Genomic DNA, 19,382 nt, shown 5'->3' with positions numbered 1-19,382 from the left:
AACTCGCTTCGGCACGCCATGTTGACCGATCGACCGCTGCAGATCGAGGTGCTGGTGAACAGCCCCGGCCCACACGACCAAGTGCGAGTGCGAGAACCGTTCGCTGCGCTTCAGGCTTTAGGTGTGGACTGCCAGATCCATGAGCGACCCTTCCGATTCAACAACTGCATCCGTCCCCACAGCCTGGTGATCTGGCAGCGCCCGTTGCCGGAAAGCCAACAACGGCAATGGGAACACCTGCAATGGCTGCGGAAACGGGGCTGCCTGCTGCTAACGGAGTGGGATGACCATCCCGATCTCTTTCCAAGCCATCTGCGCCGACACCTTGCCAGTCAGGATCTGGCGCCGCTGAGGCTGTGCCATGGACTCCACACATCCTGCACGTCGCTGGCTCAGGCCCTTCGCCAGCTCAATCCACTCGCAGTGGTGATGGAGAATGCCATTGCTCAGATTCCCGAGCTGAACCTGGCAAAACATGGCCAACGCCGGCTGCGGGTGTTCATCGGTAATCAGAATCGCTTCACAGATCAGGCAAGAATGACGGCAGGTCTGCAGCGCTGGCTGGCAGAAGATTCTCATCTGGAACTGGTGATCGTTGCAGATCCCCAGCTGGCGTCAAGACTGCCTCGTGAGCGAGTAATGGATGCTCGCCTGCTGTCCTATCGGCACTACCGCGAATTGATGGCGCAATGCCAACTCGCCCTGCTTCCTCTGAGTCAGTCCCTGGGACATTCGTGCAAGACCCCGATCAAGTTGATGGAATGCGCCGCTGAATCAGTTGCCACCGTGGGAGGGCCAGAACTGTATGGCCCTCAAGCAGTCAGAGGTCTGAGCGTCCTTGCTCAATCCCCTGAAACAGTTGTGAACCAGGCACGCAAACTTGCCGAAGATCCAGCAGCGCGGCAAGCATTAGTGCAACGGGCCCACCACTGGGTGAAGCATGAGATGGCGTTAGACAAGCATCTCGGCTATCGGCTCTGGCATTACCGCTGTCTCTGGCAAAAACGCCAAGTGATCGATCGAAAAACCCAGCAACGCTTCGCTGGAACGCGATTGGATCTACCCGGCCCATTCGCCGTCTAAGCCCATCGCACGACACAGTGCACCAACGTGATGGTCGGCCTGACTGAGAGCCTGCGACCAATCGCCAGGCACCGCACAACGCGCCAGATGCATGCAGCGATAAAGAAACGTGTGCTCACCATGCTGCCCCCAACGCCAGTCGGCTGGACAGCTCAAAAGCAGCACAGTGGGTACGCCCAGGGCCCCAGCCAAATGAGCCACTGAGGTGTCGACAGTCACCAAAAGATCCAGTGTTTCAAGAACTTCTGCTGTTTCAAGCCAATCAGGAGAACGCAACGGCTGCTCGAGCACTCCTTTCTGGATCAACCCCTGGACGGGCTCATCAGCATGGCCTTCCAGCTGCAAACTGAGCAACCTGGCCTGATGGCGTTGCCGCCATTGCTCAGCCAACAGGAAGAAGGCTTGGAGTGGCACATCTCTGACCCGGGCACTGCGCTCGGGCTGAGGAGCCTTGTGGCGACCGGCACTCCACACCAATCCAATCCGCGGTGCTGCACGATGCTGCAGAGACTGGTGGCGTTGAAGAAAGGCCAGGCCACCATCGCGTGCTTGTTGAGACCAGGCCTTCATCACGATCGGCAGGTAATACGTGCCCACCTGGGGAACCCCTTGAGCCCAGGGTTCGGATTCGGAGCCCATGGGCTCAACCACGCAGTGATCAGGCAGGGGGAAACGCTTTGCCACCAAAGGAATCAGCGCAGGGCGCAGCCACAAGCGCAGACGTTTAACCCGGTCTGCGAGTTGGGGAATCCAGGCCAAGTTTTGCAATGTGTCTCCAAAGCCCTGGTCATCCCAGACCAACAATTCAGGGGTCTCTGATCCATCCCAGCGAGTTCCGGATCGAGCTGGGTTGAGCCAATAAGCTGGATCCGCTGCCTGCCCTGCCAACAACAGCTGGGTCCCTTCAGGATCCCCAGGTTGCAGACACAGCTGGAAGATTCCGTGGGTCATCAACATGACCTGCAGAATGCATCGCTCTTGAAGATCCGCAATGGCCACACCAACCAGTGATGGCAAGCAAGCGCTCTGCCATTGAGGAGCATGCTTTTTCAAATGAAGCCGAATCGCACGTTCCTGATCGCGTGCTGCCTCCTCGAGGCGGCCGAGGCGATGCAGACAGCTGGCGCGATTGGATCTGGCCATCACGGTCTCCTCAATAGAGAGCTGACGGTCTGCAAAAGCCAACGCATCCGCGTGGCGAAGCTGAAAGAGCCGAAGAGCACAGCCGGTAGCGTGCAACAGATCTCGTTCCTGGGGCGTTCTGGCGGAAGCCAGACCCTTCATTAGCCACTGGTCTGCCTCCGCTGGCAGCAGACGATTAAGAAAGAGCAGGGCGAGATTGTTGCAAGTGAGCGGACGGGAAGGATCCATCCGAAGACTGGAGAGGTAGGCCCGTTCAGCCTTTGGCAACAACCCGAGGCGCTGATAGAGACGGCCGAGGCGATGCCAGTGATCGGCATCCATCACCACACCAGCCTCAAGCTGGTGCTTGAGCATTGCGAGAGCTTGAGGCCATTGGCCGGTCTCTTCGAGGCGATCGAGTTCTGAGCGGGGCAGCATGATCCGAACCCATGACTGTCAAAGCCTTAACGGCGCATCCCAAGTTGCCATGAGACACTCACCTGCATGCGAATCCTTCTGGTCAATCACGGCACCGCAGGAGAATGGGGAGGCGGAGACGGTGTTCAGATCCGTGAAACTGCCAAGCGCCTTGTTCAACGCGGTCATCAGGTCGAGGCGGTTAACGCTGACCAACCCAACGCTAAGGGCTTCGACCTGGTGCATCTCTTCAACTGCAGGGTGGAGTGCTCGTTTCATCAGCAAATGACCACCTGCAAACAGAGTGGTGTGCCTGTTGTGGTGTCGCCAATCTGGATTTCACTCGCGAGAGCTTTGTGGGGTAGTCGCGGCACCATGAGCGTGCTTCAGCAAGCTGTCGATGGCGCATCGCCCGCAGCAGTGGACTCACTGCTCGACAAACTGCGCAGCCGTGATCTGGTCGTCCGATTGCCGAAGGGACCGGTTAACGCTGAGGGGCATGGACCAGAAAGCTGGCCAGTCAACCGGAGTCTGATCAAAGACCTCCTTCAACAGGTCGATGGTCTTCTCCCAAACAGCTGGCTTGAATTACAAGCCGTACGCAATGACTTGCAATGGCACGGCGAGAGCTTCGACGTAGCCCATTACGGGGTTGATCCTGGGCTATTTCTGGATCCTGATCCGGAGCCATTCCGTCGAGCTACAGGCATTCAAGGCCCCTTCGTCCTTCAGGCCGGTCGAATCGAACCAGCGAAGAACCAGGCCATGCTCTGCTGGGCTTTGAGGGACACCAATCTTCCGATTGTGCTGATAGGCGGCTCGAGTCACTGGCCTGCCTATGCCGATCTCTGCCGAAGCATCAGCGGCGATCGACTGCGCATCATCGATCACCTACCTCAACCCCTGCTGGCATCGGCTTATGCGGCAGCCGCCGTGCATGTCTTGCCGAGCTGGATGGAAACATGCGGCCTCGTCAGCCTCGAAGCCGCGCTCGCCGGTACGCCCCTGGTGGGCAGCACCTTTGGACACGAACTGGAATACCTCGAAGGAGATGCCTGGTACGGCGATCCTGGCGATCCTGCAAGCCTGTTAAAAGCAGTGGTCTCTGCTTGGCAAGCCGGCCGACAACACCCACGACCGATTGCGATGAAGCGCAAGGTTCTTGAACGCTTTAATTGGGAGCGCACCGTGGATGCCACGGAAAAGCTTTATCAACGGGTTCTCAAGACCAGGGCATGAACCGCAGTTCGACATGACCGATCACCTGTACGTGATCAGCCTGAAACGCACCCCTCACCGCCTCGAAGCATTTTTACGTCGCAATGCCGAAGCCCTTCAGGATTGGAGTGTTCACGTCTTGGAAGGCGTGGATGGATCCATGCATCAGGACCTGTTCAATCAATCCAGACTGATCAGCCAAAACGTCGTAAATGGCTGGACTGCAGGGGCGATTGGCTCAGCTCTCAGTCACATGCTCAGCTGGCGGCGATGCATCCAACTTGGAGAACCAATTGTTGTCGCGGAAGACGATGCCATCCTGGCCAGGAATCTGAAGCAAGAGCTCGCAGTGATCCTCAATAGGAATGAAACCACCTCCGGATTTTTGCTACTGGGCTGGAACCTAGATTCACTCCTTCAGGCAGAGATCCTTGAAGGGCTGGAGCTTATTAGCCTGTTCGAACCTGCTTATCCAGATGAAACCGCCCTTGGACAGCTCGTCAACAGCTCAGAACCAAGGAAGAATCGCAAGCTAAAACGCTGCTTTGGCTTGCCCGCCTATCGAATCACACCAGACATTGCAACAATTCTGATCGAGAAATTCAATCCCATAGTAGCCCAGCGGATCGAGATGGGACGCGGAATCCCCACCCACTACAGCGAAACACTTGATGGGCTTCTCAATAATGAATACGAGGCAATCGATGCGAGCATTGTGATCCCCCCATTAGCTCTTGCGCTAAACGTTCAGAGCGAATCGCTGACACGCAAACAAAAAACAGCTCAAAACTTTATGGGATAAGCAAAAACGCAAGCAGAAAAAGTTTTCATCGGAACCGCTTGACACCATCCATCTGCTTGGTGAACAAGTCGCTAATGATCGTAATCACGGGCCGGGAACGGAGCTTGATATTGGCGGAAATTCCCATACCGCTCTGAAGGTTGAGCTGCTGATCTCCCGCCTCCACCGACTGCTCTTTCAAGGTGACGGTGGCCGGAAAGCGATACTGCTGCGAGCGCTGATCCGGCGGCAGGGCATCGGAACCAAGTTTTGTGAGCGTGCCCTTGATGTAACCGAATTCACCAGACGGGAAGGAATCGACAGACACGTTCACAGGCAAGCCCACCTTCACAAAGCCGATATCAGAATCACTGATCTCCACCTTGGCCTGAAGACGATTCGCAGGCACCAGCTTGAGTACGGTCTGATCGGCATTCACGACCGTCTGGGGTGACACCTTGGCATCAAACACCCTGCCATCGATTGGTGCACGCACTGTGCGGTAGCTGATCGTTTCCTTGAGACCCACGAGCTCGGCGCGAATCTGGATCATCTGACGATCGATCTGGTTGAGCTGGGCCGCCACGCCACCGATCACCCTAGAGCGCTCCTCTTCAAGGGTGGACACCTCAGCCCGGGTCTCCTGGACCTGATTGAGCTGGGTGAGGTATTGGTTGCGTGCCATGCCGCCGCCCTCATAGAGGGGCTTGAGGTCTGAGGCGATCTTTTCTTGCAAACGCAGGGTTTCACGTCGACTACCAAGACGGGAGGCGAGCTGCTCGAGCTGTGAGCGGAATTGCTGACTCTGCTGACGGGCAGTGACCAGCTGAGCATTGAGCAGGGGATCGGCCACAGCAGGAATCGGCGGAAGAGGCTCAAAGCGGCTGGGATCCCCACCACTCCGCAGGATGCTTTTGAGGGTGCGGGCCTGAAGCTCAAACAAGGTGAGGGTGCTTTCCAACGCTTTGCGGCGACTGGCCAGGCCCTTCGCTTCCACATCGAAGAGGGCTTGGCCCTGGCTCACCAGCTCGCCATCCTTCACAAACACCTTGCTCACCACACCGGCGCTGGGGGAATCCACCTCGCGCACGGAACCCGATGGCTCCAAGCGACCCCTGACGGTCACTGTCTGATCAATTTTCGCGGTGAAGGCCCAGATCAGGGTGCCGCCAAACAAAATCGCGCAGAGCCAGATCAAAGCCGATGACCAATGGCGACCCTGCTCCACATAGGCGGAGCTACCCTCCCAGATCTTGATCTGAGGGGGAAGCGGCTTGGTGTCTTGCTGCGGAAGATCAGTCAAGGTCTGCCTCCTGCTGGGAATAGAGGGCGTAGTAGCGGCCCTGTTGCTGGATCAACTCCTGATGGGTGCCCTCCTCCACAAGGGAGCCGGAATCCATCATCAGGATCCGATCCGCCGAGCGAATCGTGCTGAGGCGGTGCGTGATGAAGAAAACAGTAGAGCCTTCAAAAGCCTTCTTGAGGTTGAGGCAGACCTGGCGCTCAGTGAGGTAATCCAGAGCGCTCGTCGCCTCATCGAGAATCAGCAAATTGGGTCGCTGCAGAACAGCCCTGGCGATGGCGATCCGCTGACGCTGGCCACCGGAGAGACCGCTTCCACGTTCACCCACCGTGCTGGCGTAGCCCTGGGGCAATTCCATGATGAAGTCATGAGCACAGGCCACCCGAGCCGCGGCCTCAATCTCAGCACTGGTTGCATCAGGAGCCGTGAGAGCGATGTTGTCTCGTACGGATCCATCAAAGAGAAGGCTGTCTTGAGGAACGATGCCGATCTGGCGACGTACCGAGCCGAGCTGGAGCTTACCCAGGTCGTATCCATCGATCAGGATGCGACCTTTTTCCGGCTCATAGAGGCGGGGCAGCAACTTCATAATCGTGCTCTTGCCGCTGCCACTGCGGCCGACGATGCCAATAAAGGCACCGGCAGGCACCTGGAAGCTGACGTTCTTAACAACCAGAGGGGCACCTTCACCGAAGCGGAAGTCAACCGCCTGAAAGCTGACTTCACCGGCGACAGGAGGCAGGGGCAGCTGGTCGAGCTCGTTGTCAGAACCCTCCGCTTTGGCATCCACCACGTCGCTGAGACGCTCGATCGAAAGGGCAACACCCTGGAACGACTGCCAGCTGGTGGCAAGGTTGATGAGCGGACCCACCACGTAACCGGAAATGATCCGAAAGGCGATCAGCTGACCGATGGTGAGCTCGCCTTTAATCACCAGGAATGCGCCCACCCAAAGGGTGATCAGGCCACTGAGCTGGCTAAGAAACTGACCGGTGGTGCCGGTGGAGATCCCGATCAGAAGCGTGCGGAAGCTCTCGCTCATGAACGAGGAGTAGCTGCGCTGCCAGCGCCAGCGCACTGTGTTTTCAGCGTTCTGGGCTTTGATCGTCTGCACGCCATTCAAAGCTTCCACCAGAAGGCTCTGGGTGGCTGCATTCTTTTCAGCGGCCTTGCGCAACTGGTTTTTGATTGCCGGCGAGGCGATATAAGTAAGCGCCAGGAACAAGGGGATCACGCCGAGGGTGACAGCGGTGAGCACGCCGCTGTACACCACCATCACAGCGATGTAAATGATGGAAAAAACAGCATCCAAAGCAAGCGTGAGCAGGCTTCCCGTCAGGAAGCCGCGAATGTTGCCAAGCTCTGCCAGTCGAGTTTGGAGTTCACCAACGGGCCGCCGGTCGAAATATCGCTGGGGCAACCGAAGCAGATGCTGAATCACCTCGGCGCCGAGGGTGATATCGATCCGATTGGTGGTGTCTGCGAAGAGATAGGTGCGTACAGCTCCGAGCAAACCCTGGAACAGACTCACCAACAGCAGAATGAGACCGAGGGTGTAGAGGGTGTCGAGATTCTGCTGGCCAATCACCTTGTCGAAGATCTGCTGCATCACCAGGGGCTGGGCCAGATTGAGCAGCTGCAGCACCAGAGAAGCGAGTAAAACCTCGATCAAACTGCGCCGGTATTTCCGAATCTGGGGATAAAACCAGGACAGGCCCAACTTTCGACGCTGAGCATCGCGACCGGGATTGAGCAGCAGGATGCGAGCACCAGCCTGGTCACCAATCAACTCAGAGAGTGGAAGACGGACACTGCCGTACTCAGGGATCACAGCAAACACCTCGCTGCGGCGGATCTCATGGATTAGCGAGGGCTGCCCGCAAAGCACGGCGATACAAGGAAAAGATGCTCGGATCAGCTGCGCTTCAGGAAGATCCGCCAGGGTTCCTGTGAAGCCCATGAAGGTGGAGAGATTGCCGATCAGTTCAAGACTGGTGGCTCGCTGTCCGCGCAGATTGTCCTTGGCGGCGCGCTCGATTACATCACGCCGGAAAGGAACGTTGTGATGGCGCGCAAGCATTTCAAGGCAGGCCATTGTCTGACCGAGAGGACCTTCTCCAGTGACCTCCACAAAGCGCTTCCGGCGAGACGTTGGCGCATCGGCAGCCTGGGGATTCAACTGCTGCTCCCCTTGAGGCGTTGGCAGAAGGTCGGCGTAGCGATCATCATGATCGGCATCGGCCAATGGATCGAGGGGCGCGACCGCGTTGCTCAGATCGGGTTCAAGACATCGTTGCCAGTGATCTGCCTCCACACGCAAAAGACGCAGAGGAGAGCCTTCCGATATGGCTGCGAGTCGACCTGAATCCACTGCTTCGCCAACAGGCACCAGATCACCCTCGAGAGGCTGGGAATTCCAGAGCCAGATAGCGCCATCATCGGGAAGCTGACGGAGATCAGCGGCCGACACAACCTGAAGCCCGGGTAGAAGTTGACGCAACACCTCGCGCTCCGGAGGATCGGCCACAACACGGGCCCTGAGGGCAGGAGCCAAAACGGCCATCAGTTCGGCCGGCGAATTGCTGGCCGCCAGCCAGCGGGCAAAGGGCTCGGATTCGCGCTCGAGCGTGTAGAAGTCTTCTGCGGCAAAGCCAATCAGCTTGAGTGGTGTAGCAGCTGTGAGCCACTCACAGGGGTCTCGACGCACGAGGCCAGCCCAACCCACAAGGTCACCGGGCTGGGAGTAGGCCAGGGTGACAGGACGGCGCAGACCAGGATCATCGTGAAGGAGTCGGCCACGGCCTTCCACGATGCAGAAGCAGAATTCCGGCATTCGATCAGGCCGGAGAAGCTCCTGGCCAACCGTGCAATGAAACGGACGAGCGCGCTGAGCGAGCCACTGCAACCGATCATCGCCAAGATCCCTGAAGGCAGGGAAACGGCGAAGCAGGCCCTCAAACGTGGCGGCGGACTGTTGGGTCATGACTCCGGATCGTAATGAAAGGGCTCGAGGGAGTCACCCTCACCGGCAAGGATTTTGCTGACGCGCTCGTCGAGAAACTGGTCAAGCGATTCCTGGATCATCTGGTCTCGAACGGACTCATCTAAGCGGGAGGGCGTGAGCTTCTCGAGTCGCAGAAGCAGCTGCCACTCGCCTAAGCCAATCGGAGGCGACATCTCGCCAGCCTTCAGGCCGCGCAGCACCTCCTGCAGGAGCGGGGGCTGGAGTGCTCCGATCGGAATCGGTCCGATCACCCCCTGACGGTCGGCTTCAGGCCCCTCACCAAATTGACGGGCTGCTTCCGCAAAGGTGGTTTCATCCTCCTCGAGTCGAATCCAGAGCTCCCTGGCAAGGGCGTAGTCCCTGACACGAAGCAAGGAATAAATGACAAGGTCGCGGGAGCCCTTGGAGGCAAGAAAACGCTCTTCAAGCCCAGGAGCAAAACGCTGCTTGGCAAAGCGGCGGAGTGCCTCCGGCCGGCGCAGATGAAGATCTAGATCGGCAGGCTCCCACCCAAGTTCAGCTAGACGCTCATCCGGCAAACTCCCATCCAAGAACGAAGAACGACTCTCGTCAATCCAGGGCTGCTCGATGGGCACCAGCTTGACGATTTGCTCTTCAAGGTGTCGACGGATCAGCTTCGGCTCAAGTTCCATTCGCCTAACCAATGCGAGAAGGTCGGCCTCGGCTAGAAATTGATGCTTTTGCTTCACGGTTTGGAGGGGAGAGTGGAGGCGAGAGCCCTGTAATCAAGAAGGGTGAGATCACAGAATGCAGCGTGCAATTGCTCGACAACACTCGACCAATCACCATGCTGACGCTGACGAAAAAGGCGCATGGATGGGTACCAGGGAGAATCCTGCCTATCTTTAAGCCAACGGAAATCTGCATTTTGAGGCAGCAGCAACCAGGTGGGGCGATTGAGGGCCCCCGCCAGGTGTGCGACGGCTGTGTCGACGGAGATCACGAGATCCATCTGACGAATCAAATGGGCTGTTTCTGAGAAATCAGAGAGCTTATGGTGCCAGTCGCTGACTCCTTCGTAATCCAACCAAGGCGCGAGCTGCTCAGCATCCTTGCCAAACTGAAGAGAATGAAGCTGAATGAGACCCAAGGAGAGCATATCAACGAACAAAGGCATCAATTCAGCTACAGGCATGCTTTTATTGCGATACATTGCTTTGTTATCAGGGTTGGAAGCCCAGACCAAACCGACATTTAATCCGCCCGGCGGGGGCTCAAGCTGTAAGTGCTCAGGACAAGGCTGCCCCGTTCGGAGATACGGCACCGAAGCAGGAACGGTGTGCAGCTCAGTGGAAAACAGAGCTGGCAAACTCATCAGTGCCACATGAGGTCTATTGTCAGCGTTCCGCTCGAAACTTCCGAACGGCTGCACCCTGTCGCCATAACCGGACCATCCCCTAATCAGGGGAACCAAGCAGGGCCTGGTGAGGAAAACAAAAGGCACATCAGAAGCTTCAAGCAAATGAAGATAGCGGCAGAATTGGACCACGTCGCCCATCCCCTGCTCACTCCAAACAACCAAGGGCCCCTCACCAGGCCTAGGAGCCTCCGACAATGCCTGCAGTGCCGAACCAGCCGTGGGGGGAGTGACATCATCAAAGTCGGGACAATTGAATCGTGCTTCGTAGTAACGCCAGCCCTCCTTGTATCGGCCCAGGAGCAGATAAGCCAATGAGAGGTTCCACAGCGAATGGGTGGAACTGGGGTCGAGCTCCAAGCCTTTTTCGAGAATTTCAATCGCTTCTTCGGCCTTTAATACATTGATCAAGGTATTGCCTAAATTCTGATAACCAGGCGAATGCCTGGAATCCAGGGAAATAGTATGGCGAAAACATTTTTCCGCCTTGCTAAAATCCTCGGCGGCATAATACGAAAGACCAAGATTACACCATACTTCAGGATTAAGCGCATCGATGCAAAGACTCCACCTAAGGGAATTCATTGCATCAAGGGGACGATTGAGCGCATTTAAATTAACTCCCAAGTTATGCCACGTTGACGCCGAATTGGGATTAATCAATAAACTACGTCGATAAAGTTGATCCGCTTCTTCGGGATGCTCATCTTTAATCAGATTGGCAAGATTATAAAGAGTGTCATGGCGATTCGGTTCAATCTGGAGCGCTTGCCGATAAGCTCGGCAGGCCAGCTCGTATTGACCATCCAACTGGCGTGCCACCATGCCAACGAGGGTGTGGTAGTAGGCCATATGGCCACAGGCTTCCTCGACACCAGGTCGCTGCAGTGCAGCAAGACCCTCAGCGTGCCGCTTGGTCATCCACAGACCAAGGGCCAGGGGCATGGCCCAGGGCAAAGCAGCCTCTGCATCCATAGCCTTGGCTGCAATCCCGATCGCCTGTTCAGGCTTCAGTTCACCTTGGCCGAGTCGCTCAAAGCAACGCAGCCAGCCTTCCTCAGCTCCATAAGATGCTTTGACTGGATCTGTGAGCAGTTCACTGGCGATGGACGACATAAAGACAAGAGCCCTGGAGGCGCATTCAGAAGGGCGAAGCCTCGAGGCCGAGCAGTCTTACCGACTTCTGCTGAACAAGAGCGATGACCCAGATATTGCGGCCAATCTCGGCGCACTGCTGAGAAGTCAAGGGCGGCTTAAAGAAGCAGGTGAACACTACCACCAGTGCCTGAAGCGATGGCCCAACCAGCGGAACCTGCTTCTCAATGCCTGCAACTGCTGGAGAGACACAGGGGAGACAGACAGCGCCTTGCACTGGCTACAGAAAGCCCTGGCGCTGCAACCAGGCGAAGCAGACCTCCTGGAATCACTCGCCGAGACACAGGCAGGTCGAGGCGATAACCAGGAAGCGATCCGCCTGTTTGAGACGATCCTTAGGGATCACCCGCAGAGGGTGAACAGTTGGCTTGGCTTGGGGCTAGTTCAAGGCCGCTCCGGCCATTTCAGCGCAAGCAGCGCCTGCTTTCGAAAAGTACTGGCCCTGGAGCCAAGGGAGCATCGCGCTGCTGCGAACCTGATCACGCTATTCAAACAAACAGGAGACTTTGATTCTGCCAACCAACTAATCCAAGAGCTGAACAGGGAACAGACGAACAACCCGGATATCCGCAAGGCAATCGCCGATCTCAGACTTGCCGAAGGCGACAACGTGGGAGCAAGCCATCTCTTGGCCAAACTGGCTAGTAGCCATCAATCCCGTGCCGAGATCTGGCTCAACTGGGCTGCCAGTCTTAAAGGCCTGAAGTTCAGCGTAGCTCCCACCCAGATCCTGAAAAGAGGGTTGCAATTCAACCCGGAGGACCACAACCTCTGGCTGGCACTGGAGCAAGCACTGTGTGAACTTTGCGACTTTGAGGGAGCAGAACGAGTCTGCGCCCTACACAAATTGGATAAAAATCTCGAGAGCAATGAACAGATCTTCAATCGCCAATTTCTTAGCCTGAGTGTTCAACAGACAGAGGAACTCTGCCAGAAACGGAAGCAATGGGCACTGCACTGGGAAGGCTGCCAGCAACGCATGGGACATGGTCCTTTATGGCCTGATCTACTTCTCGAACCACTGGCTAGTCGTCGCCTAAGGATTGGATACCTCTCAGCAGATTTCTGCAACCATCCAGTAGGCAGGTTTCTTCTACCGGTTCTGGAGCACCATGACCGCCAGAGCATGGAAGTCTGGGGGATCAGCTGTGGTCCGCACCGGGACTGGATTTCAGAGCATATCCAAAACCGCTGTGAACACTGGATCGATTGCCGATTTCACAGCGATGCCCAAGCGGCACGTCTGATCGCAGACCTGCGCCTGGATGTGCTGGTAGAGCTCGGCGGATTCACCAGTGGATCAAGGCTCGGGATCCTGACCCATCGACCAGCTCCAATACAGCTGAGTTATCTCGGATTTCCTGCTCCGGTTTATTTGAACTGCATTGATGGCTGGCTCGGGGATGAGGTGCTCTTTGGTGGTCTCTCACCAACAGATCATGAAGCCCATGAACAACTTGCAATCGACGGTGGATACATGGTGTTCGACCCAGGTGGAAGGTTGCCAAGTCCGGTTCGGGATGCCCCTGATCGCTTCTGCTTCGGCAGCTTCAACCATGCAAGAAAACTGAGTGATGCGACGATTGGCCTGTTTTGCGACGTGATGCAGGCATGCCCCGATGCGGATCTCGTACTGAAAAGCATTAGCTTCCACGAGCAAGCCGAACAGGACCGAATCCGCACACGCTTTGAAAAGGCTGGGCTGGATCCCAAACGTCTGAGGCTTCTGGGGTGGATTGAAGGGGGCATCCATCACCTACAGCTCTACCGAACGATGGATGTGGCCTTGGATCCAATCCCTTATGGAGGGGCCACCACCACAGCAGAAGCGCTCTGGATGGGAGTGCCAGTGATTGCACTACAAGGGGAAGGAATGGTGGGGCGACTCTCAGCCAGCCTGTTGCACCACGCTGGACTGGAGACATACGTAGCGAGCAACGAAGCGGACTACATCATGATCGCCAAGAAGGTCTCAGAACAAGGACCACGAATGGCCGTGGATCGATCAGAGCTTCGTCAGCAGGTCGAGCAGTCAGCTGTTGCCGATGGCAGGAGACTGAGTCGTGAACTGGAAGGAATCTACCGAGGATTGCGCTCGCGCCTTACTGGCAGTTGACCTTGGCCTGAACCATCAACGAAAAGGCTGATTCGAGATGGTGCATCAAGTCAGCTGCATCACCGAGAGGGCTCGTCTGTATCTTGTGACGCCACTGATCCCTGCGGGACCTTAGTTCCTGCACATTCGAAGCCTGCTCTAGGGCAAGCTGAACATAAGCGGCCTCATCGTTAGCAACCCAGTCTTGAAGACCCGCGCCGGCAAGCACAGCTGTGCTCATACGACTGACATAGGAATTACCGGCCTTCGTGATCACAGGGGCCCCCATCCAAAGGGCCTCGCAGGTGGTTGTGCAACCACCGTTGGGCAGGGGATCCAAGGCGATATCGATGTGCTGATACTGCTGCAGATGTTCGGTATGACCAGTCGTGAGTGGGATCCAAGTGATTCTCTCGGGATTCAGACCTTGCCGCTGCATACGACGCCTCAGGAGTTGTTGTGTGGCCAGATCGGATGAAGCATTGGCCTTCAACACCAAAGTGGAGTCGGGAACGGCCTCAAGAATCTGTGCCCAAAGGCGCAAGGTCTGATCCGAAAGCTTGCGGTTGTGGTTAAACGAACCAAACCGAAGAGGACCGGAGGGTGCGCAGGTGACTTCAGCGTTTGCCTCAGGCAAAGGGTCGACAGGTTGCCATGCCAGGAATGGTCGATCCAAGCGCCACAGCTCTTCCGTATGCCAGCTGGAATAATCAGCCGGGAAAAGATTCCAATCACCAAGCCAATAGTCAATTTCTTGAATTCCTGTGGAAGCAAAAAAGCCCAGATAACTGCATTGCACAGGAGCCACTTTGGCCAAAAACCCCCCAAGAAAATGGCCGGATGTCCAACCGGAAAGATCAATGGCCAGATCAAGGCCAAGGTCTCGCACTGCAGCAACCTTGCCATGCATTGACAGGGTGGAGATGTCCTTGAAATGCAACAAGTCCAGCGGCTCAAACCAATCCAAACAGGAACGTGGGCCATGATCCAGCACATTGATCAGATGATGCTGGTGCTGCGCCTCCCCCTGATTCAGGGCATGAAAAAAACCATGGAGGAAGCGACTGACTGGATGCGGTGCAAGATCACCAGTAATCCAGCCGATCCGTAGAGATCGTGCTGATTTTGGAATCAGTGCATCACGACCAACGCCAACCTCACAACAACGCTGGAAATCAGCAGCCTGCCTTAAAGCAGTGATGTATGTGTGATTCACATGGCCATAACGCGCAGACTCAATACTGGCCAGCTGCAACATATAGTTGCTGTATTCCTGCTGCGCAGAGAGAGGATTCTGCAAGACGAATGGGCTGAGATATTCCAACCAACCACCATCGCCATTGTGCTCATAGGTATTAAGTTGATTACCGGGCCGACTACTAGGCAAGCGCAACGTGGTGGCCCACAACTGCTGAAGCAAGGCACTGCGACGGGCCAGTCCAGGTTGCCGTTGCAGCATCTTGATTGGGGTGAGATGTTGCAAGAGACGCGGGGTTTCACCAAATCGTTGCAACGCTTGCCTGGCAAGCGAGAGCACTGCATCAGAATGCTTGGCATCAAGAGCCGTCTCTAGGGCATGCAGCCAAAGCTGTAGATGACACGGTGCACGATCCAACAAAACAAGAAGACGATCCAAAGCTGCAATCAGATCGCCTTCCACCTTGAAACAACGCGCTTCAAGCATGCAGGCTTCCAAGGAACTCGGCTGTGCTTGTTGAGCGAGACAGGCGCGAGCCTCATGCGAGCGACCAGATGCGAGCAACCATTCAGCATGAAGCTCGAGGAAGAGCTGCCGCTCGTGCAGATCACGACAGGACTTCCATGTTGAATCTGTGCTGACGATGGACTGATGACGACCAGTAATCAGCTGATACTTGAATAACAAGGCCCGGACCATGGGCCGATCGGGCCCCAGGCACTGCAAGGCTCGAAACATTGCTTGAAAACCAACAAGATCGCGTGTTTCAAGACGCATCCATGCCAACAGGGCAAGAGGCTCTACTTGTGCGCCCGGAGAAAGCTGGTGGAGATAAGCCAACAGCAATGATTCCGAAGGCGCCAGTTCTCCAAGCCTAAACAATCCAGCGGCCCGCTGATCAACCGGAACACCTGATGCAGGATTCAGTTGCGCAGGATCAATCTGATCCGGCCAAGCAGAAAGCAACGGATACAAAAAAGGGGCCCAGTGGGCCCCCAGTGTACGTATGTCTTGGATGAATTCAGCCAAGAGCCGTGATGGTCGCTGTCGCCACGGTGACGAAGGTGATGTCTGTTAAGCCAACACCAGCTGTAGCAGCTGTACCCGTGACGTTATTCAGGAAGAGGGTACCTGTCGCACCAGTTGCGGCCGAGTTGAACGTAATAGTGCCGGAAGTGCCGTTTGCTGCGGTAAATCCGGCACCACCAGCTGCGTTCCACTGGAAGGTCGATGTTGCTCCGTAAGAGGCATCAACCGCAATGGTTAGACCTGTACCAGCAGTAAATGAGCCGAAGGCAAGGGTGTCTGCCCCGTCAGTAGCACCGAAGTAGTAGGTGTTTCCTGCACCTTCAACACCTGCACCACCGAAGACGACACTGTCGTTACCTGCACCGGCATAAATGCTGGAACCGGTATGACCAGTTGTGAACGTGAACACATCTTCTGCCGCACCACCAGCAAAAAGTGAACTTGTTCCTTTGCCAGTGACAGTGATTGTGTCCTTGCCGGATCCACCACGGATGGTCGAATCATCGATCGTGGACGCAGCCACGATGCGGCTTGCCGTGTCGGTACCTCCGAGGATGGTTGCGTACTCAATAGAGGCCTGGAAATCGAGAGTGTCAGCACCCGTTCCACCCAAGATGGTGGCCTTAGTGGAGGTACTTTCACCTTTAACAACCCCGTTGAAGACCAGGGAATCAGCACCAGCGCCAGCATCGATGTAACCGGTAGTGACACCGTTGATGATCAGCTTGTCAACACCGGAACCACCCAGAAGAGTGGAGCTCTGATAAGAACCTGCGCCAGTGGCGTAGTTGGTGCCATCGCCCAGGTCGAAGCGGTTCTTCTCACCACCCATCACGATCAGGGTGTCACCACCAGCTGCACCGTAAACGGAAGAGGAAGTGAGAGCGTTGATGGTCAGACTGTCATTGCCACCGAGGGTGTCGTTAGCAGAAGCATCTGCGTAGATCGCAATCTTGTTGCCACCCATCGCGCTGATGAAGTCATTACCAGCACCGGCATAGAACTCGGTAGCTGCGTTGTCGACACCAGTTGTGGCGTTAACGAAGAGAGTGTCGTTACCGTCACCAGCACGGACGGTAGTGCTTACGAATGAACCGCCGACAGCGATGGAATCATTACCGGCGAAAGCACTAATGTCGGCCTTGAGAATTTGAACCGCGGAATCTGCAGGACCTGAAACGTCACCAAAAAGAATGGTGTCAGCACCAGCACCGCCATAAACGGTAGAGGTCTGAACGGTGTAGCCAGCCAGAATGATCGAATCATTACCAGTCAGAGTTCCGGTTTCGTCAGAACCGTATACCCGGGTATTGAAGATTGACTGAGTGCTATTGAAAACGATTTTGTCGTTGCCGCGATTACCGGCAATCAAAGAGCCGGAGAGAGATTGTGTAGAGGCAACAGTGTCACCACTGATGTAATCGTTACCCTGACCACCGTAGACGGTGCTCCCCAGAACATCACCTGCGACATAGATAGTGTCGTTGCCTCCATTAGCCTGAATCAGCGCACCGGCACTGAGCTTGGAACCGAGGCTGATGCTGTCTGCACCGTCGAGGGAGGTGTCGTAATCGAAACCACCGCCGCCGTAAATTGCAGCGCCCTTGACGACGTTCTGGAATTCAAGGATGTCACCGCCGAGGTTGCCACCCACGGTTGAGCCGCTAACCGTGCCCACGATGGAGATCAGATCAACGCCCTGACCGCCAAAGATGGAGCTGCCACCTAACACGGAGGAGCCCACGAGCATGGTGTCATTACCACCGTTGCCCTGCACAAGACTGGCAGAGATGGAAGAGGACAACTTGATCGAATCGTTGCCGTCGGTGGACGTCGCAGTCGTCAGGTTGCCACCAAAGACAGAAGAGTTGGTCAGGCCCTTCGTGATTTCAAGGCTGTCGTTGCCTTCATCGCCATAGACAACCAGAGCATCACCACGGGACAACCAGATGGTGTCATTGCCCTCACCGCCATATGCGGTTGAAGAGTTGAAGGCAACTGTGATACCAAGGGAATCGTTGCCACCCCGGCCGTAGACGGAGGAAGCGTCGGCGTCGGTGGTGAAATTTAGGGAGTCACCGCCGTCGCCCAGATCGACGATGTCGTTGCCGTTCGCAGCAAGAACGATGTCATCGCCATCAAGGGCGACAAAAGAGTCAGCTCCGGTTGAACCGATCAGGGTATTGGCGGAGTCTGTCCCCTGAATGATGTTGTAGCTCGAGGTCATGAGAACTCAGACGTGTGGTGGGTGAGTTGATGGGTCTCCTCACAACCGCACCCACCATGGGGGCGGTGTGCGCAACGTACCAAACTGGTACGAGGCAACGTATTTATACCTCACCAAAGCAAGACCTGCAGCTTCAGGGTGCGGTTTGATCACCGTATGCGGACAGGAGGCGGATCCAGGCCTCGAGCCCAGTCTCTGACTGATAGGGAGCTGCTGCCTCGATCGCCGCAGAGGCAAGCATCGAACGTCGCCCCGGATCCTCGAGTAGCTGGCCAATCGCCGCGGCCTGGGCCTGAGGCGAAAAGAAATCCACCAGCAGCGCAGACACCTCGTGCTCCAGAACCTCCTGCACAGGAGGTGTGGCGCTGCAGACAAGAGCACATCCCGCGGCCATCGCTTCGAGAAGACTCCAGCTGAGCACAAACGGAACGGTGAGATAAAGATGCACGTCACTGCAGGCGAGCACATCGTGATACTGCTCGGTTTGCAACGCACCCATCCAATGGGTGCGAGAGGGATCGAGCTCAAGATCCTCCTTGGCCCACGCCCCCCAGGAGCGCCCATCCGCTCGGACGCCGCCGTAGGCGACAACGTCGGATCCCACGATCAACACGTGCAAGTGAGGCCTTTGGGCCTGAAGCAAAGCAATCGTTTGCATGGCCTGGGGAAATCCCCTGTATTCCTCGAAGCCTCGACTGACGTAGGTCAACACCTCGAGGTTGGGACTCTCAGGCAAGCAGGGAGGTCGATTGCGTTGGCTGGATTTGAGCGATCGAAGGGCAGTCACATCGATTCCCTCATGAATCACGCGCAGCCTGGATCGAAGGTGCTCCGGGAACTGATCCAGTTGCCATCGCGTCGGCACGACCCCTAGATCACAATCGGCCAGCTCAAGCAATGTCTGCGCGTTCCAGGTGCGTAAGCGGAGGGCACGGTCGGGTTCCAGGGGACCACGCCGCAGAAAATCAACGTCTGCACCACTGGAGTTGTAGTACCACTCAAATAGACCAATGCGACGGGCCTGAGGGAAGGCATCGCTCAAATACATGCCGTTGCCAAAACCGACGTGATTGATGATCCAGTCAGGCTCCCAGCCCTCTTGCCTGAGCTGCTCACAAGCACGGAAGACAGCTTGCCCCTGAAGAACGCAGGACTCAAATCGACGGAGATAAGGATGCAAGGCCTCTCCTGCACCCTGACGATGGGGGGTGTACACCTTCAAGCGAAGACCAGCCGTGGGCGGGGCATGCCACTCGCGGTTTTGCGCCAAGAAAACAACATCATGCCCCTGATCAGCCAGGGCAGGGGCAAGACGACGAAATTGTGCGGGGAAGTTGTTATGAGAAAAAAGGATCCTCATCTGGATCCATTC

Annotated in this window: 13 protein-coding genes; 4 read left to right on the top strand and 9 right to left on the bottom strand. The window is 56.3% G+C overall.

The genetic code is table 11. The features are described from left to right. The first annotated feature begins 18 nt into the window (after positions 1-18). Positions 19-1,083, top strand: a complete 1,065-nt coding sequence (locus tag CWE16_RS02205) for a hypothetical protein (RefSeq protein WP_131592581.1) — start codon at positions 19-21, stop codon at positions 1,081-1,083. Here CWE16_RS02205 and CWE16_RS02200 read toward each other — a convergent pair. Further along, positions 1,060-2,643, bottom strand: coding sequence for a tetratricopeptide repeat-containing glycosyltransferase family protein (locus CWE16_RS02200; RefSeq protein WP_131592579.1), 1,584 nt, complete (start codon positions 2,641-2,643; stop codon positions 1,060-1,062). The two genes, CWE16_RS02205 and CWE16_RS02200, sit on opposite strands and share 24 nt — an antisense overlap. An 18-nt stretch (positions 2,644-2,661) precedes the next feature. Next, positions 2,662-2,901, bottom strand: coding sequence for a hypothetical protein (locus tag CWE16_RS12225; RefSeq protein WP_236629514.1), 240 nt, complete (start codon positions 2,899-2,901; stop codon positions 2,662-2,664). Between the two features lie 6 nt (positions 2,902-2,907). Between CWE16_RS12225 and CWE16_RS02195 the strand changes: the two genes are divergently transcribed. Together CWE16_RS02195 and CWE16_RS02190 are read left to right on the top strand one after the other, a co-directional pair. Then, on the top strand, positions 2,908-3,861 hold the full coding sequence (locus tag CWE16_RS02195) for a glycosyltransferase (protein WP_236629513.1): 954 nt from the start codon (positions 2,908-2,910) through the stop codon (positions 3,859-3,861). A gap of 13 nt (positions 3,862-3,874) precedes the next feature. Beyond that, complete coding sequence (locus tag CWE16_RS02190) at positions 3,875-4,642, top strand: glycosyltransferase family 25 protein (protein WP_161567563.1); 768 nt, start codon at positions 3,875-3,877, stop codon at positions 4,640-4,642. 25 nt (positions 4,643-4,667) lie between these two features. Here CWE16_RS02190 and CWE16_RS02185 read toward each other — a convergent pair whose 3' ends face one another. The 4 genes from CWE16_RS02185 to CWE16_RS02170 are packed head-to-tail and all read right to left on the bottom strand — an operon-like array spanning position 4,668 to position 11,422. Beyond that, on the bottom strand, positions 4,668-5,924 hold the full coding sequence (locus tag CWE16_RS02185) for an HlyD family secretion protein (protein ID WP_236629512.1): 1,257 nt from the start codon (positions 5,922-5,924) through the stop codon (positions 4,668-4,670). Further along, a complete protein-coding gene (locus CWE16_RS02180) occupies positions 5,917-8,907 on the bottom strand; it encodes a peptidase domain-containing ABC transporter (protein ID WP_131592574.1) in 2,991 nt (996 codons plus the stop codon). The genes CWE16_RS02185 and CWE16_RS02180 overlap by 8 nt, the downstream gene beginning before the upstream one ends. Beyond that, positions 8,904-9,581 carry a peptidylprolyl isomerase gene (locus CWE16_RS02175; protein ID WP_131592572.1) on the bottom strand — a complete coding sequence of 226 codons (678 nt, stop codon included), beginning with the start codon at positions 9,579-9,581 and terminating at the stop codon, positions 8,904-8,906. The genes CWE16_RS02180 and CWE16_RS02175 overlap by 4 nt, the downstream gene beginning before the upstream one ends. 53 nt (positions 9,582-9,634) lie before the next feature. After that, positions 9,635-11,422, bottom strand: a complete 1,788-nt coding sequence (locus tag CWE16_RS02170; RefSeq protein WP_131592570.1) for a tetratricopeptide repeat protein — start codon at positions 11,420-11,422, stop codon at positions 9,635-9,637. Between CWE16_RS02170 and CWE16_RS02165 the strand changes: the two genes are divergently transcribed. Further along, entirely contained in the window at positions 11,412-13,577 is a 2,166-nt protein-coding gene (locus CWE16_RS02165) for an O-linked N-acetylglucosamine transferase, SPINDLY family protein (RefSeq protein ID WP_131592568.1), read from the top strand. The genes CWE16_RS02170 and CWE16_RS02165 overlap by 11 nt on opposite strands. Here CWE16_RS02165 and CWE16_RS02160 read toward each other — a convergent pair. From CWE16_RS02160 to CWE16_RS02150, 3 genes are all read right to left on the bottom strand, one after another. Beyond that, a complete protein-coding gene (locus CWE16_RS02160) occupies positions 13,564-15,240 on the bottom strand; it encodes an O-linked N-acetylglucosamine transferase, SPINDLY family protein (RefSeq protein WP_161567562.1) in 1,677 nt (558 codons plus the stop codon). The two genes, CWE16_RS02165 and CWE16_RS02160, sit on opposite strands and share 14 nt — an antisense overlap. Before the next feature lie 535 nt (positions 15,241-15,775). Then, positions 15,776-18,010, bottom strand: coding sequence for a beta strand repeat-containing protein (locus CWE16_RS02155; RefSeq protein WP_131592564.1), 2,235 nt, complete (start codon positions 18,008-18,010; stop codon positions 15,776-15,778). Positions 18,011-18,143: 133 nt separating this feature from the next. Continuing rightward, a complete protein-coding gene (locus tag CWE16_RS02150) occupies positions 18,144-19,370 on the bottom strand; it encodes a glycosyltransferase (RefSeq protein ID WP_131592562.1) in 1,227 nt (408 codons plus the stop codon). Positions 19,371-19,382: the final 12 nt, after the last annotated feature.

Source organism: Synechococcus sp. BS55D (assembly GCF_004332415.1).
Lineage (GTDB): Bacteria > Cyanobacteriota > Cyanobacteriia > PCC-6307 > Cyanobiaceae > Synechococcus_C.
Note: the sequence above shows the minus strand (reverse complement) of the source record. Positions and strands in the feature narration are given on the sequence as shown.